General features: G+C 66.3%; 17 protein-coding genes. 4 read left to right on the top strand and 13 right to left on the bottom strand.

Translation table 11 applies throughout. The features are described from left to right. Positions 1–29: 29 nt before the first annotated feature. The 11 genes from denD (VGV58_RS19845) to VGV58_RS19795 form a co-directional block, all read right to left on the bottom strand. A complete protein-coding gene (denD, locus tag VGV58_RS19845; RefSeq protein WP_326875748.1) occupies positions 30–1,013 on the bottom strand; it encodes a D-erythronate dehydrogenase in 984 nt (327 codons plus the stop codon). Positions 1,014–1,041: 28 nt separating this feature from the next. Further along, entirely contained in the window at positions 1,042–2,034 is a 993-nt protein-coding gene (gene denD, locus VGV58_RS19840) for a D-erythronate dehydrogenase (protein ID WP_326875747.1), read from the bottom strand. 19 nt (positions 2,035–2,053) lie between these two features. Then, positions 2,054–2,800, bottom strand: coding sequence for an SDR family oxidoreductase (locus tag VGV58_RS19835; RefSeq protein ID WP_326875746.1), 747 nt, complete (start codon positions 2,798–2,800; stop codon positions 2,054–2,056). A 38-nt stretch (positions 2,801–2,838) separates the two neighbouring features. Then, positions 2,839–3,285 carry a GNAT family N-acetyltransferase gene (locus VGV58_RS19830; protein ID WP_326875745.1) on the bottom strand — a complete coding sequence of 149 codons (447 nt, stop codon included), beginning with the start codon at positions 3,283–3,285 and terminating at the stop codon, positions 2,839–2,841. A gap of 1 nt (position 3,286) precedes the next feature. Then, positions 3,287–3,961 (bottom strand): GNAT family N-acetyltransferase, encoded by a 675-nt coding sequence (locus VGV58_RS19825; protein ID WP_326875744.1) that lies wholly within the window; start codon positions 3,959–3,961, stop codon positions 3,287–3,289. Next, positions 3,958–4,284, bottom strand: a complete 327-nt coding sequence (locus tag VGV58_RS19820) for a hypothetical protein (protein WP_326875743.1) — start codon at positions 4,282–4,284, stop codon at positions 3,958–3,960. The genes VGV58_RS19825 and VGV58_RS19820 overlap by 4 nt, the downstream gene beginning before the upstream one ends. Beyond that, complete coding sequence (locus VGV58_RS19815; protein ID WP_326875742.1) at positions 4,281–5,120, bottom strand: isocitrate lyase/PEP mutase family protein; 840 nt, start codon at positions 5,118–5,120, stop codon at positions 4,281–4,283. Before VGV58_RS19815 ends, VGV58_RS19820 begins: the two co-directional genes overlap by 4 nt. A 122-nt stretch (positions 5,121–5,242) precedes the next feature. Further along, on the bottom strand, positions 5,243–5,500 hold the full coding sequence (locus VGV58_RS19810) for a hypothetical protein (RefSeq protein WP_326875741.1): 258 nt from the start codon (positions 5,498–5,500) through the stop codon (positions 5,243–5,245). A gap of 29 nt (positions 5,501–5,529) precedes the next feature. Further along, positions 5,530–5,745: a hypothetical protein gene (locus tag VGV58_RS19805; RefSeq protein WP_326875740.1), complete on the bottom strand. Its 216-nt coding sequence runs from the start codon at positions 5,743–5,745 to the stop codon at positions 5,530–5,532. A 22-nt stretch (positions 5,746–5,767) separates the two neighbouring features. Beyond that, positions 5,768–7,591: an IlvD/Edd family dehydratase gene (locus tag VGV58_RS19800; RefSeq protein WP_326875739.1), complete on the bottom strand. Its 1,824-nt coding sequence runs from the start codon at positions 7,589–7,591 to the stop codon at positions 5,768–5,770. 342 nt (positions 7,592–7,933) lie between these two features. Beyond that, positions 7,934–9,994 carry a C1 family peptidase gene (locus VGV58_RS19795; protein ID WP_326875738.1) on the bottom strand — a complete coding sequence of 687 codons (2,061 nt, stop codon included), beginning with the start codon at positions 9,992–9,994 and terminating at the stop codon, positions 7,934–7,936. 228 nt (positions 9,995–10,222) lie between these two features. Between VGV58_RS19795 and VGV58_RS19790 the strand changes: the two genes are divergently transcribed. Further along, entirely contained in the window at positions 10,223–11,407 is a 1,185-nt protein-coding gene (locus tag VGV58_RS19790) for a pyridoxal phosphate-dependent aminotransferase (RefSeq protein ID WP_326875737.1), read from the top strand. Between the two features lie 2 nt (positions 11,408–11,409). After that, on the top strand, positions 11,410–11,745 hold the full coding sequence (locus VGV58_RS19785) for an NIPSNAP family protein (protein WP_326875736.1): 336 nt from the start codon (positions 11,410–11,412) through the stop codon (positions 11,743–11,745). Here VGV58_RS19785 and VGV58_RS19780 read toward each other — a convergent pair. Beyond that, on the bottom strand, positions 11,729–13,042 hold the full coding sequence (locus VGV58_RS19780) for an MFS transporter (protein ID WP_326875735.1): 1,314 nt from the start codon (positions 13,040–13,042) through the stop codon (positions 11,729–11,731). The two genes, VGV58_RS19785 and VGV58_RS19780, sit on opposite strands and share 17 nt — an antisense overlap. A 70-nt stretch (positions 13,043–13,112) precedes the next feature. Beyond that, entirely contained in the window at positions 13,113–14,042 is a 930-nt protein-coding gene (locus VGV58_RS19775; RefSeq protein WP_326875734.1) for a tellurite resistance TerB family protein, read from the bottom strand. A 231-nt stretch (positions 14,043–14,273) separates the two neighbouring features. Here VGV58_RS19775 and ykgO point away from each other — a divergent pair, with 231 nt between their 5' ends. Both ykgO and VGV58_RS19765 read left to right on the top strand, forming a co-directional pair. Then, positions 14,274–14,399 carry a type B 50S ribosomal protein L36 gene (gene ykgO / locus VGV58_RS19770; protein ID WP_038363015.1) on the top strand — a complete coding sequence of 42 codons (126 nt, stop codon included), beginning with the start codon at positions 14,274–14,276 and terminating at the stop codon, positions 14,397–14,399. 167 nt (positions 14,400–14,566) lie between these two features. Then, positions 14,567–15,208 carry a tetratricopeptide repeat protein gene (locus VGV58_RS19765; protein WP_326875733.1) on the top strand — a complete coding sequence of 214 codons (642 nt, stop codon included), beginning with the start codon at positions 14,567–14,569 and terminating at the stop codon, positions 15,206–15,208. Positions 15,209–15,263: the final 55 nt, after the last annotated feature.

The raw sequence follows: 15,263 nt of genomic DNA, 5'->3' as shown, positions 1-15,263 counted from the left end.
CGGGCTTGACCCGAGCATCACGCCTTACGTCACGCGACGAAGGTGCCGCCGAGCTCGTCGTCGATATGGGCGCGGATGATCTCCTCGAAGCTCGATTCCGCCTTGAAGCCGAGCGCTGGCGCGCGTTTCGCATCGAAATTGCGCGGCCAGCCGGCGACGATGGCGTCGATGACCGGATCCGGAACGCGCTTGATGCGCTTGACGACGTTCTCGCCGGCGACCTTGCGCAGCGCCTCGATCTGCTCGGCGACGGTGGCGGAATAGCCCGGCATGGTCAGCGCCCGGCGCGGGCCGATCGCGTTCGTGTCCATCGTCGCGGCGTGGACGAGGAAGCCGACGGCCGAGCGCGGCGAGGCGTGCCAGTGGCGGACCTGGTCGGAGACCGGCAGAACCGCGTCTTGGCCGTTGAGCGGCTCGCGGATGATGTTGGAGAAGAAGCCGGAGGCCGCCTTGTTCGGTGCGCCCGGGCGCACGCAGATCGTCGGCAGGCGGATGCCGACGCCGTCGAAGAAGCCACGGCGGCTGTAGTCGCTGAGCAGCAATTCGCCGATCGCCTTCTGGGTGCCGTAGCTGGTCAGCGGCGTGGTGAAGAACTCGTCCTCGATCTTGTCATGGAAGGGGGCGCCGAAGACGGCGATCGAGGAGGTGAAGATCACGCGTGGCTTGTAGCCGTCGCCGGTGAGGCGGATCGCGTCGAAGAGATAGCGCGTGCCGTCGAGATTGATGCGGTAGCCCTTGTCGAAATCGGCCTCGGCCTCGCCGGAGACGATCGCGGCGAGATGGACGATCAGTTCGGGACGCGAGGCGATCAGCTTTTCGGCTTCGCCGGGCTGCGAGAGATCCGAGGTCAGCGACTCGAAGGCGAAGGGCGCGTTCGCCGGCGCCGCAGCCGGGAAGACGTCCTGCGCCGTCACCTTGTCGACTGCCTTGCCGCCGAGGCCGCCGTCGCGCGCCAGGCGCTCGATGAACTTGCGGCCGACCATGCCGGCGCCGCCGATGACGAGGATATGCATGTCTTCTATCCGATCTCTATGTCTGCGTTCAGTTGGGTAGGCGGCCGCCGAGGTCGTCCTCGATATGGACGCGGATGATCTCGTCGAAATCCTGTTCGGCCCGGAAGCCGAGCGACAGCGCGCGCTTTGCGTCGAAGCGGGTCGGCCAGCCCTTGACGATCTCGGCAGAGGCCTTGTCGGGCGCGCGCCGGATCAGCTTCACCGCCTTGTCGCCGGCAATGCGGCGCAAAGCCTCGATCTGCTCGCCGACGGTGACACAGACGCCGGGCATGCTGAGATTGATGCGCGGGCCGAGCTGCTCGCGTGTCAGCGAGGCGCCGTGCAGCAGGAAGCCGACGGCCGAGCGCGGCGAGGCATGGGTGAAGATGACGCTATCCTCGACCGGAAGCAGCGCCTCCAGCCCCTGCAGCGGCTCACGGATTATGCCGGAGAAGAAGCCGCCGGCCGAGGCGTTGGGCTTACCCGGCCGGATCACGATCGACGGGAAGCGGATGCCGACGCCCTCGACGAAGCCACGCCGCGAATAGTCGGCGAGCAGCAATTCGCCGATCGCCTTCTGCGCGCCGTAGCTGGTCAGCGGCGTGACATGGAATTCGTCGGAGATCGCCGGCGGGAAGGGCGCACCGAAGATGCCGCTCGACGAGGAGAAAACCAGTTTGGGGACATAAGGCCCGTTCCTGGCACTCTCCTGCCTGATCGCCTCCAGCAGGTTCCGCATACCGTCGAGATTGATTCGGTAGCCCTTTTCGAAATCGCGCTCCGCCTCGCCGGAGATGATCGCGGCGAGGTGGAAGATGATGTCGGGCCGCAAGGCCGTGAGCTCGGCCGCAACCGCTGCCGAACTCGAATCCTCGGTGCGGCTCTCGATCGGCCCGTCAAAGCCGGCCGGACGCGGCGGCGCCACGACGTCGGTCAGCGTCAGCCGGGTAAGCGGCTTGCCGGCGCAGGCGCCCTCGCGGGCGATGCGCGCGGCTAGCCGCGAGCCGATCATGCCGGCGGCGCCGCTGATCAGGACATGCATGGCGTTTCCCCTGCGCCAATCAGAGCGCGAAGCCGCCATCGGCGAGATGGATCTGGCCAGTGGTGTAGCTCGCTTCGTCCGAACCGAGATAGACCGCGAGCCAGGCGATCTCCTCGGCGGTGCCGAGCCGGCCCATGGGCTGGCGATCGATGAAGGCCTGGCGGGCCTGGGCCTCGGTCGTCTTGGTCACCTTGGCGAGGTCGACGATGCGCTGGTCGAGCGAGGGCGACTGGATCGTGCCGGGGCAGATCGCGTTCGAGCGGATGCCCTTCTTGATGTAGTCGGCCGCGACCGCCTTGGTCAGGCCGATCACCGCCGCCTTGGTGGCGCCGTAGACATAGCGGTTCGGAATGCCGCGCACCGAGCCGGCGCCCGAGGCGATGTTGACGATCGAGCCCTTGCCGGCGGCGAGCATGCCGGGGACGAAGGCCTTGATCGTGCGGTGCATCGACTTGACGTTGAGGTCGAAGGAGAACTCCCAGGCCTTGTCGTCGCATTCCAGGATCGTGCCGTGATGGACGTAGCCGGCGGCGTTGACGAGGATGTCGATGGTGCCGACCTTCTCGGCGAAGGCCTCGACCGCCTTGGTCGAGAGCACGTCGAGCTTGCGCTTCTTCGCCTTCGGGATGCCCTCGAGCAAGGCGACGTCCTTGTCGGTCGCCCAGACGGTGGCGCCCTCGGCAACGAAGGCCTCGGCGATCGCCCGGCCGATGCCCTGGCCGGCGGCGGTGACGACCGCGACCTTGCCCTTCAAACGTCCTGCCATGTCGTTTCTTCCCTTTTGTCCGCTTATCGGAGGCTGGTTTATCGAAGGCTCTTGCGCATATGGATCAGCCGGCGATCCGGCAGATCCTCGTAATGGGTGGTCTGGTAGCCGAGTCGCTCATACCAGCCGATGCGGTCGGCGAGCTTCTCGTGGGTGTAGAGATGGACGGCGTCGTGGCCGAGCGCCCTGGCCCGCTCCTCGGTGAAATCCATCAGTTGCGAGCCGATCTTCCTGCCGGTGGCGGCGGGCGAGACGGCGATGCTCCAGAGCGTGAACTTCGCCGGCTCCTCCTCGAGCACGAGGACGCCGTCGAGCGCCCCCTCGCTCTCGGCGAGCCAGATCTCGTGCTCCGCCAGCACCTCACGATAATCGGCGATGCGCGGCAGCGACGGCACGCCGATGATGCTCTCGTTCGGCAGATAGGCGGCCTCAGTCAGCGCGACGATCGCCGGAATATCCTCGGTCGTAGCGCGCCGCAGGGCCATCTCAGGCGGCTCCTGCCGTCTTCATGAAGTCGCCCAGCGCGGTCTTCTGCTGGCCCTGCGCATCGAAATTCTCCGGCGCGAGCCAGTTGCGGAAGGCCTGGCCGACCTTGGGCCATTCGCCGTCGAGGGTCGAGAACCAGGCGGTGTCGCGGTTTTCGCCCTTGACCACCTGATGCTGGCGAAAGAGGCCTTCGTACTTGAAGCCGAAGCGCAGTGCGGCGCGCTTGGAGGGCTCGTTACGGTTGTTGCACTTCCACTCATAGCGGCGATAGCCGAGCGAGAAGCCGTATTCGCCGACGAGATAGACCGCCTCCGTCGCCATGCGCGTGCGCTGCATCGACGGCGAATAGGTGATCCAGCCGACTTCGAAGACGCCGTGCTCGGGCCGGATCTCCATCATCCAGAGATGCCCCTTGGCCTTGCCGTCGGCCTCGTCGATCACGGCGAAGGCAATGATCCCGGCCTTGCCCGCCATCATCGTCAGCAGTTCGCGATAGGCCTCGCGGTTCGGCGGAAGCGTCGAGGGCAGCCAGTCCCAGACGGAAGGATGGCCGTCCATGGCTTGCCAGATGTCGTCGAGATGCCGGGCCGGGTCGAGCGGCTCGAGCCGGCAATAACGGCCCTGCAGCACCTTGGCCGGCGGGAAGGGGCGGGGCGTCCAGTTCAGCGTCGTCATGCCTTGATCGTCCTGCGCCAGGCGGTGAAGTCGTGTGCGATCTGCCAGTCAGGGCCGAGATCGGCAGCGATGGCGGCGGCGAGCGCCGCGCCTTCCGCCTCCCAGGCGGCCCGCTCAGCCTCGCTGGCAAAGTCGGAGGCGGCTTCGTTCGCCTCGTCATAGATCGCGTCGAAGGCGTCCATCCAGCTTTCCAGCCGGTCGGCGATATCGTCGGACAGGCCGATATCGTCGGCATCGACCGGCTTGCGCGTGCCCTTGGCGTCGATCTGCCAGAGCCCGCTCTTGCCGAGCCATTGCGGGGCGATGAGAAGCCGCCCGCTCACGAGCGCGCCTTGAGATCGCCGTGGAAGAACGGGTTGAGCGGGGCTGAGGCGCCGTTGCCGGCGAAGCCCTTGAAGCTGCCTTCGTCCTTGATCAGCCGCGTCGCCTCGATGAAAGCGGCCCAGGCGGCGCGGGCGAGCGCCGCCCCGATCGAGATGCGGCGCGTGCCAGCGGCGGCGACATCGGCGACGCTGAGGCCGACATCGCCATAGACCAGCGTGTTGACCGGCTTGCCGCCGGCGGCTGCGACGATGGCGCCGATGTCAGCCACAGTCTTCGGGCCGGGGGCGTAGAGCACGTCGGCGCCGGCTTCGGCATAAGCCTTGATGCGCCGCACCGACTCGTTCAGCGCATCGGGATGGCCGGTGAGGAAGCATTCGGCCCGGGCGGTCAGCACGACCCCGGTACCGGTCTCGTCGACGGCGCGGCGGGCGGCCTTGATGCGCTCGACGGCGAACTCGAAGGGATAGAGCGGCTCGTCGCTGCGGCCGGTCGCATCCTCGATCGAGAGGCCGGCAACGCCGGTCGCGATGCAGAGCTTGACGTTGGCCGCGACGCCGTCGGGCGTGTCGGCATAGCCGTTCTCGAAATCGGCATTGATCGGCAGGTCCGGCACCGCCTTCACCAGCTCGGCGAGATGGGCCAGCATCATGTCGCGCGGCACGTCCTGGTCGGCTCGCCCTTGCGTGAAGGCGAAGCCGGCGCTGGTCGAGGCGAGAGCCTTGAAGCCCTGGCCGCGCAGCCAGCGGGCCGAGCCCTCGTCCCAAGGGTTCGGCATAACGAAGCAGCCGGATTCGTGGAGTTTGCGAAACGCGTCGACTTGCGGGCTCTGAGCCATTTTAAATCGTTTCAGATAGGTTCAGGGGAGCCATATTGTCGTCGTCGCACCGGTTTGTCAGCCCCGTTTGCACGCATCGGCGTGCGGCCCCTGATGCGTGACGGGCATGCTGCGACAGGGGATCAGCCGAGAATACCGGCAAACATGGCCGCGACCGCGGCAATCACCGCAACCACGGCCATCATGCCGAGATGGAGCAGGAAGGCGAGGCCGGCGACGGGCAACAAGATGGCGCCGATGATCGCGCCCGAGACGATGCGGCCGGAACCGCCGCGCCAATGGCCGATGGCGCCGCCAAGCAGGGCGCCGAGCCCGGCCAGCAGGACCAGCAGCATGGTCGTCTGCGGATCGAGTCCGGTCAGCTCGGCAAGCCAGGTCATCGCGCTCTCCGTGGTGGGCGGTTGCCCGATCAGAAGACTATGACAGTCCCCAGAACGACAAGCCCGACGAAGACCGAACCGAAATAGCGGCCGAGCAGCAGCGTGATCGCAAGACTGGCAATGGCGCCGAGAGCTGTGACCAGGACGAGCGGATAGCGCCGGCGCAGCGCGACCTGCCTGCCGGCCAGGCCTCCCAGCAGCGCGGCAAGCGCTGCCAGGGCGATGTCGAAGACGCCGAACGGCATCTGGAGAGGGCGGTGGCGCCGCTCAGTGGTTGTCGCGCGGTACGCCGAACTTCTTGTGAATCTTCTGGTACTTGACCGCCGGCTTCAGAACCATGCCCTCGGAGAGCTCGTCGACGATCTTGCGCTGGATTTCCTGCCAGGGCGTCTGGCTCTTCGGATACTTGTAGCCGCCATTGGCCTTGAACTCGGCCCGGCGCTGCGCCAGTTCCTCGTCCGAGATCAGGATGTTGGCAGTGCGCTTCTTCAGGTCGATGCGGACCTTGTCGCCGGTCTTGAGCAAGGCCAGCCCGCCGCCGGTCGCCGCTTCCGGCGAGGCGTTGAGGATCGAAGGCGAGCCCGAAGTGCCGGACTGGCGGCCGTCGCCGACGCAGGCCAGCGCCGTGACGCCCTTCTTGATCAGGTAATCCGGCGGCCGCATGTTCACGACCTCGGCCGCGCCGGGATATCCGACCGGGCCGACGCCGCGGATGAACAGGACGCAGTGCTCGTCGATCTTGAGCGCGGGATCGTCGATGCGGTGGTGGTAGTCCTCCGGTCCGTCGAAAACGATCGCCCGGCCCTCGAAGGCCATCGGGTCCTTCGGGTTCTCGAGATAGCGCTTGCGGAATTCCGGCGTGATCACCGAAGTCTTCATGATCGCCGAGTCGAACAGGTTGCCGGAGAGGTTGAGGAACCCGGCCTCCTTCTTCATCGGCTCGTCGTAGCTCTTGATGACTTTGCGGTTGATCGCGAAGAAGCCCTTGCAGTTCTCCTCATGGGTGCGGCCATTGGCGGTGATCGCCGGCTTGAGCTTGCCCTTCTCGAGCAGCTCGGCGATCACGGCAGGCAGGCCACCGGCGCGGTAGTAGTCCTCGCCGAGGTATTCGCCAGCCGGCTGCATGTTGACCAGCAGCGGCGTGTCGTAGCCGATCTTGGTCCAGTCCTCATTGTCGAGCTTGACGCCGATATGCTTGGCGATGGCGTTGACGTGGATCGGCGCATTGGTCGAGCCGCCGATCGCCGAGTTGATGACGATGGTGTTCTCGAAGGCCTCGCGCGTCAGGATCTTCGAGGGGATCAGGTTCTCCCAGACCATCTCGACGATGCGCCGGCCGGTGAGATAGGCCATCTCGTAGCGGTCGCGATAGGGAGCGGGGATCGCGGCGGCGCCGGGCAGGGTCATGCCCATCGCCTCGGCGAGCGCGTTCATGGTCGAGGCCGTGCCCATGGTGTTGCAGTGGCCGGCCGATGGCGCCGAGGAGGCGACGAGGTCGACGAAGCCGCGATAGTCGATCTCGCCAGCCGCCATCATCTGGCGCGCCTTCCAGACGATCGTGCCCGAACCCGTGCGCTCGCCGCGGAAGTCACCGTTCAGCATCGGCCCGCCCGGCAAGGCGATCGCCGGGATGTCGACGGTGGCGGCCGCCATGATCTGGGCCGGGGTGGTCTTGTCGCAGCCGGTGGTCAGCACGACGCCGTCGATCGGGTAGCCGTAGAGGATCTCGACCAGGCTGAGATATTGCAGGTTGCGGTCGAGCGAGGCGGTCGGCCGCTTGCAGGTTTCCTGGATCGGATGGATCGGGAATTCGAAGGGTACGCCGCCCATCTCGCGGATGCCGTCGCGGACGCGGGAGGCGAGCTCGAGGTGATGGCGGTTGCAGGGGGCGATGTCGGAGCCGGTCTGGGCGATGCCGATGATCGGGCGGCCGGACTGCAATTCTTCGCGCGACAGGCCGAAGTTCATGGTGCGCTCGATATAGAGCGCGGTCATGTCGGCATTGGCGGGATTGTCGAACCAGGCTTTCGAGCGCAACTGCTCCGGCTTGATCTTGCGGACCGGCTTCTTCCCACTAGGCGTCTTGGCCATCCCGTCATTCCCTCTCACGGCCAGGCGGCCTTCACGCCGCTTCGGCACCGTCTTAAATCGATTTGATCGACAGGTCATGCCGATCGCAAGCGAAGTGGCAAGAACACTTGCCGCAGTTGCTGTATGCTGCATACAACGACTTGAGGCGCCGTGCCAATCGCTTGGTCGGCCCCTTCGCCAGCAAAAGTCGCCGCGGCGCAGTTTGCAAGTGTTCCAAATGCGCCCCTGCCTCCCAGACAGCGCAACCGCGCGCTGCGAAAGCAGGAAAATTGCCGCCTCGCCTTCGCGCGCCGCACTGCATTGATGGGGGGCGGGCCCTATCCGGAGACCGGTGGCCGGCTTTCAATAGCCCGTCAGTTCGTCGCTGGTCGGAGGCTTTTTAGGGGCCTTGCCAAGAATTCGCGTCATGATGGTGGTCAGCGTCGCAGCATCGTTGTCGAAGCCGCCATGGCTGGTCGAGCGGGTCAGGTTGAGCTTGTCGTTCGCGTTCGACGAATAGTCGATCCGAATCTTGTCCGAGGGGCGCAGCTCGTCGCGAAAGCGCTGCATGCCAGCCAAAGGCATGTCGGCTTTCTCCTCATAAGCGCGAGAGACGAGATAGAGAAGCGAACGGCTGTAGCCGAATGGTCCACCCCAGCCGACGACATCGCTCCGCTCGCGTTCGTCATCGAGATTGTAGAGATGGATCTTGTCTTTCAGCGCCGGTCCGCCGGGTTTGGCGAGATAGCGTGCGTAGGTTGCCTGGAAGAACTCGGCGGTGCAGGCCGGCGCCATCAGGTGGATCGAGCCGAATTCGAGCTGCGACAGACCGAAGCGGGGCATCGCTGCAAGCAATTCTCCCAGCATGATCGCGCCGGCACTATGTCCGACCAGATGCAGCAATGGCCGTTTACCGGCCTTGTCCAGGCCCTGGAGCAGCGGCTTCAGCCCGTAGAAGCCGCCGTCATAGGTCGTGCCCTTGGCGAAGGACATCGCGGCATCCTGCTTCATGTTTCGCCAGGCCCGCAGACCGAGAGGACGCAACAGCGTCTCGAGCGCGAGGTCGCCGAGAAAGCCGGCGGCGCGCCCATCCTGCGCTTCGGACATCTTGCCGAAGACCTCGCCGATGGCCTCGGTGTTCCACATCAGATGGAAGTTGTAGATCCCGTTGCGGCTGAAGACCGCATTGCGCTTCCAGGTGGCGATCCGATTGGCTTCGTCGTTGGTGCTGTTCAGGCCGCCATGTGCGTAGATGACGAGATGCTGGTAACCCTGCCCGTCGTTCGACTGCGGATCGACGAGGCGTTTGACGGTTTCATTCATTTCAGCCGGCGTCGGCGAATAGTAGCGGCCGCCGGTGACGTAGGCGCCGTCATCGATATTGATGAAATGGCCGACGATATCCGTCCTGACAGGGGACGGTGCTGTCTCCTTGAGCATGCCGGCATCGGCGAGCGTGCGCCGCGGCAAGGCGCTGAAGGCGGTTGGAGCGTGGACGCCGAGCTGCAACACCCAGGCATCCATGACGGTCGCGGCCCAGTCCTCATAGGACCAGTGGGCAATGCCGTCATCGCCCCAGGAACTGCCCCAGGAGTTCAGCACCCAGAAGCCGGTCGCATCATAGCCGACGATGGCGAAGGCGTGGCCGCCGGCGGACACGCCGCTCGGCACGATTCGGTTCTTCTCCGGCCTGGCCCAGCCGGAGTGAATCTGTGCGGAGGCGACGATGACGCCGATCTCGTCGATGGCGGCATGATAGTCGGCCAGGTCCGGCATCAGTCTGTAGTAGGCGCCGATCCGGTTCTGGCGCGCCTCCTTGCCGATCTCGTAGGTCAGGACCCACGGGTCGGTCGCGTCATCGTCGACCAGTGCCTGAGTGCAGACGCCGTTGCGGTAGAAGCCGCTGATCGCGCCGCGAATGCTCGACCCTTCATAGCGGGTGCCGGTCCACTCGTCGTTGAGCTTGGCCATTTCGTACAGCATGCGGGCGCTGACGCTGATCGCGGGTGCGTCGAGCCCGGCGCGGTGCAGCAGCATGTCCACCGCATGGGCGAGCGCATAGCCCGTACAGCTGTTGCTGCTGCCCTGATCGCGGATCTTGAAGGGGATCGACGGGTACCTGCTGGGTCTCAACGCCCGCAAATGGGGCTGGTAGATGCGGTCACGGATGTCCGGCAGGTCCGGCAGGACATCCAGCCTGCGTCCCGAGAGCGCTTTGGGAACCGCGCTGAACGAGCGATTGGCGATCCGGATCTCGGGGACATCGGTGTCGGAAACCGTGTCGGACGGCATCTCGACCGGGGCCGGGGCAAGCTCCACTCCGATCTTGGCCGCTGCTTCCGCCGGAGGCACTGGCTCGATCGGCTTCGGAGCCTTGCTGGTGCGGCCGACTGGCGGCTTTCCCGGTGTCGTCGCTTTTGCCATGTCTCTCCCCCAAACGGTCGCGGTCGAGGCAAGCAATGGCGAAGCCGCGTATCCGGCCGTTCTTATGAACGTCAGGATTGCATCGCGGATCTCTCATGTCGAGATGCGCCGCAGGGCTTGGCGCGCCGTGGTGACGGTGGACGCGGTCCTCTTGCCAGGTCGGCGCTTTGCACGGAAGAGAGTGTGAAAGACGCGCCCGGTGGCGCTGCAAGCGAAGAGGAAACCGCCATGACGCTACACGTCGTCCCATCCTTCGGCCGGATCGGCGAGGAGAACGCCTTCGCAGTGCTCGCCCGTGCCACCGAATTGCAGCGCCAGGGCAAGGACATCATCAATCTCGGCATCGGCCAGCCGGATTTCCCGACGCCGGAACACATCGTCGAGGCTGCCGTGAAGGCGCTGCGCGACGGTCATCACGGCTACACGCCGGCCAACGGCATCCTGCCTTTGCGCGAGGCCGTCGCCGCCGACCTGCACAAGCGCTTTTCGGTCGAGGTCTCGCCGGAGGAGGTGATGATCGTGCCGGGCGGCAAGGTCACCATGTTCATGGCGATCCTGATGTTCGGCGAGCCCGGTGCCGAGATCCTCTATCCTGATCCCGGCTTCCCGATCTATCGCTCGATGATCGAGTACACCGGCGCGACGCCGGTGCCGGTGCCGATCCGCGAGGAGAACGGTTTTGCCTTCTCGGCCGAGGAGACGCTGGCGCTGATCACGCCGAAGACAAGGCTGCTGATCGTCAACTCGCCGGCGAATCCGACCGGCGGCGTCACGCCCAAGGCCGAGGTCGACAAGCTCGTCGCCGGCCTCGCCCGCTTCCCCGATGTCGCCGTGATGTCGGACGAGATCTACGACCAGATGCTCTATGACGGCGAAAAGCATGTCTGCCTCTTGAGCTATCCGGAGATCCGCGACCGGCTGATCCTGCTCAATGGCTGGTCGAAGACCTATGCCATGACCGGCTGGCGCATGGGCTTCTCGGTCTGGCCGAAGCCGCTCTACGACAATGCCCGCAAGCTCGCGGTGAACTCGCATTCCTGTGTCAACGCGCCGGCGCAATGGGCAGGGCTCGCCGCGCTGACCGGCCCACAGGATGCGGTTGCGATGATGCTGGCGGAGTTCGACCGGCGCCGGAAGGCGGTGGTTGCCGGGCTGAACGGCCTGCCGGGCGTCTCCTGCATCGTGCCGAAGGGCGCCTTCTACGCCTTCCCGAACGTGTCGCAGACCGGCTGGAAGGCGAAGAAGCTGGCCTCGGCGCTGCTGGACGAGGCCGGTGTCGCCACGATCGGCGGGCCGGATTTCGGCGTGCATGGCGAGGGCTACATTCGCCTCTCCTATGCGAACTCGCTGGAGAACATCGAGCGGGCGCTCGGGCGGATGGGCGAGTTCCTCAAGAACGCCAAGGCGGCCTGACCATGGCGATCACCTGCCATCTGCGCTACGTCGTCGACCCCTACCAGCTCCCGGCCTTCGAAGCCTATGGCAAGGCCTGGATTCGGTTGGTCGAGCGGTTCGGCGGCAAGCATCACGGCTATTTCATGCCGTCGGAAGGGACCTCCAACGTCGCTCTGGCGATGTTCAGCTTCCCGTCCTTCGCGGAATACGAGGCCTATCGCGAGGCCTCGTTCAAGGATGCCGAATGCCTTGCCGTGGTCGCCGAGAACGAGAAGCACCGCTTCATCGTCAGCTATGAGCGCAGCTTCTTCCGGCCGGTGTTCGAGGACGATCAGGGCGTCAAGCGGGCGCCCTGACCCGCCCCGGCACCAGCCGGACCTTGCGCGGTGCCGCCAGCCAGATCGCCGCCGCCGAGACGAAGCAGCAGGCGATGACCAGCAGGAAGGCGAGGCGATAGCTGCCGGTGGCATCGTGGATCGTGCCGGCGAGCCACGGCCCGGCCGCGCCGCCGCCGAGCAGCGCCACGGTGACCGTTCCGAAGATCGCGCCGAAATGGGGCCCTTCGAAAATCTCGAAGACGATCGGGCCCAACACCGAGGTGATCGCATAGCCCAGGAAGCCCTGCGTGATCACCATCAGGTAGAGCAGGGCAGGCGAAGGCGCGTGCTCCAGCGCGATCAGCGCGGCGTAGCAGATGGCGAAGCCCAGGCAGCCGATCATCCAGATCCATTCGCGGCCGATACGGTCCGACAGGGCGCCGAGAGCGATCTGGCCGGGAATGGCAACGGCGCTGACCAGCCCCAGCGCCCAGGCCGCCATGAGCGGCGTGAAGCCGACCTCGATCAGGTATTTGGTCTGGTGGACCTGGACGGCATACCAGGCGACCAGCGCGCAGAAATAGCCGATCATGATCCACCAGAGGCGCGCCGTGCGCAGCGCTCGTCCCAGCGTCCATTCGACCGCGACCCAGGCCGGATCGACCACAGCCGCCTTGCGCTGCGCGGCGACGGCGGCCGCCGGGCCAGTCTCGCCATCCGGCTGCAGGCCGAGATCCTGCGGCCGGCGTCTCACCAGCAGGTTGAGCGGGCCGAGGAGGAACAGGACGAGCAGGCCCATGATCCAGCAGGCGGCACGCCAGCCCTCCCGGCTGATGATCGATTGCAGCCAGGGCAGCAGCAGCAACGCGCCGACGCCGACGCCGGAAAAGGCGATGCTGATCGCAAACGCCCGGCGGCGCACGAACCAGTTCGGCAGGAACAGCGACTGCGCCGAAAAGCTCATCAGATTGGCGCCGCAGCCGACGAGGACGCCAAGCGTCAGATAGAGGTGCCAGGCTGCGCCGATCGCGGGTGCGATCAGCATGCCCGCCGCCAGCATCGCCACGCCGGTCTCGATCACCACGCGCGGGCCGTGCTTGTCCATCATGCGGCCGACGAAGGTACTGGTCACGGCCGAGAGCAGGAAACCGAAGGAGAAGGCGCCCGAGGCGAGGCCGCGATCCCAGCCGAACTCGTCGATCAGCGGCGGCAGCAGCAGCGAGAACGCCGTGCGCGCGTTGACGGCCACCGCCATGGTGACGAAGGCGATGCCGATGACGAGCCAGCCATAATAGAACGGCAGGCGCGCCGACCAATGCGGGGACGATGATTGCATGCCGCATTGGATGGCTGGGGGCGCCGGGCGGTCAATCCGCGCCCGGCGCACTGCAGACCTGCGTTACAGGTCAGGCCTTCGCGGCGCTCGCGGCGGCGTCGATGTTGGCGACCAGCTCGGCATCGAGGCCGAGCGAGCCGGCGAGGCCGGCGAGGAAGTCCTTCTCGGCCGGGGTGTCCGGATTGATGGCGATCCGGGCCGCCGTATAGATCTGCGCGGCGAGCTCGGGCGTCTCGGCGCCTTCGACCAGCGCATCGACGCTCGCGGGGTTGGCCATTTCATTCGCAAGCCACTCATTGGCCTCGGCATCGAGCCCGGCTTCGCGCAGCCCGCCGAGGATGGCGGTGCGCTCGGTCGCATCGATCTTGCCGTCGGCTGCCGCAGCGGCGATCATTGCGCGGATGAAGAGCTGAGCATGCTCGTTCTTCGCCGCTTCCGGCTCGAAGCCGGAGCCGGCCGGCGCCGGCAAAGCGGGCTGCTGGTCGGCACCGAGCAGCGGCTTGCCGGCCTGATAGTTCTGATAGGCCTTGTAGGCGAGGCCACCGACCAGTGCGAGGCCGCCGAGCTTGGCGGCGGAACCGGCGATCGAGCGGCCAGCCGAGGTGCCGAAGATCAGCGCGCCGAGGCCGCCGAGCACGGCGCCGGCGGCGAGCTGGTTGCCGCCAAGCATGCCCTTGGCCTGTTCGATCAACTGCTCGGGTGTCTTGCCGCCGGAGAGCTGGCCGACGATGTCGGTCGCGCCTTGCTGCAGGCCGGTATTGCGGGCGGCGTCCTGCACGCCCTGGCTGGCCTGCCCGAAGATCTGGCCCGCCATGCCGGCAAGGCCGCCGGCGCCGCCGGCCTGCTGGGCGAGATTGCCGAGCACGCCGCCCAGCCCGCCGGCCTGACCGCCCTGGGCGCCGGCCTGGCTGCCCGCATTGACGAGGGCGTCGAGGAGGGACTTGGCGTTGAACATCGAGAAAGCTCCCTGATAGGTCTGCTGCGGCTGCAATCTAGGCATGCATCCGCCGGGATGCTAGGGCGGCCATGTGATTGCGACGAGAGCATGACGCACGCGATCGCGCTGCGGAAAAACGCGCCGGGGCCTTGCCAATCCCGGCAAAATCCTTATACAGCCGGCCATCGCATCAGGCGCGCATGTCGTTTGCTCGATGAGGACCGGGGTCCGGTTCGCGTCGCCTTCAGTTTTTGACCGGTTCTGCCGCAGGGCGGGCCGATGGGAGTACGGGCTATGAAGATCCGCAATTCGCTGAAGTCGCTGCGCGCGCGCCATCGCGACAACCAGCTCGTGCGCCGCAAGGGCCGCGTCTACATCATCAACAAGGTCCAGAAGCGCTTCAAGGCGCGTCAGGGCTGAGGTTTCGCGCAGCCGTCAGGCCGCGCTGGAAGCTTCCTTGTCGAGATTGAAAGAGCGGGCTGCACAGTGTGCGGCCCGCTTTTTTGGCTTGTGCGCGACCTCGCTTCCTGAGCGATCTCGCTGGGCCGTGAATTGACGCCGGGCTTCGTCAGGCCCACCTTGAGGGCATGAGACTCGCTCGTCTTGCCCACCTTGCGCTGATTCCGGGGCTGCTGCTCGTGGCTGCTCCCGGAGCCCTTGCGCAAGACAAACCGCTGCGCGACGGCGCTGTGCCGCACGCCGATCGCGACGACAAGCCCAACCTGCCGGAGCCTCCGGCGCCGCGCGGCCCCGTCACGCTCGATCGGCTGTTCGAGCGGCTCGCCACGGCGAAGACGCCGGAAGAGGCGAAGGGAATCGCCAATCTGATCCAGCGGCGCTGGGCCAGGTCAGGCTCGGATACGGCTGATCTGCTGATGACCCGGGCGCAGGATGCACTGAAGGCGCGCGAATTGCCGCTGGCGATCGAACTGCTCGACCGGGTCGTCACCCTGGAGCCCGACTGGGCGGAAGGGTGGAATCAGCGGGCCAATGCGCTGTTCCTTTCGGGTGATCCGATTCGCTCCATGCTCGACATCGCCGAGACGCTGAAGCGCGAGCCGCGCCATTACGGCGCGATGATGGGGCTCGGCACGATCCTGCGCCAGCAAGGCGACGACAAGCGCGCGATGGTCGCCTATCGGCGGGCGCTCGTCATCTATCCGCAACTCGACGCGGTGAAGGACGCCGTCGAATCGCTCAAGCTCGAGGTCGATGGCCGCGACGCTTGAGGCGTCCCGCGTGTCATGCTCGGGCCTGACCCGAGCATCTCAGCCCGGGGGGAAC

It is taken from the genome of Allobosea sp., from assembly GCF_035944895.1.
GTDB lineage: Bacteria > Pseudomonadota > Alphaproteobacteria > Rhizobiales > Beijerinckiaceae > Allobosea.
Note: the sequence above shows the minus strand (reverse complement) of the source record. Positions and strands in the feature narration are given on the sequence as shown.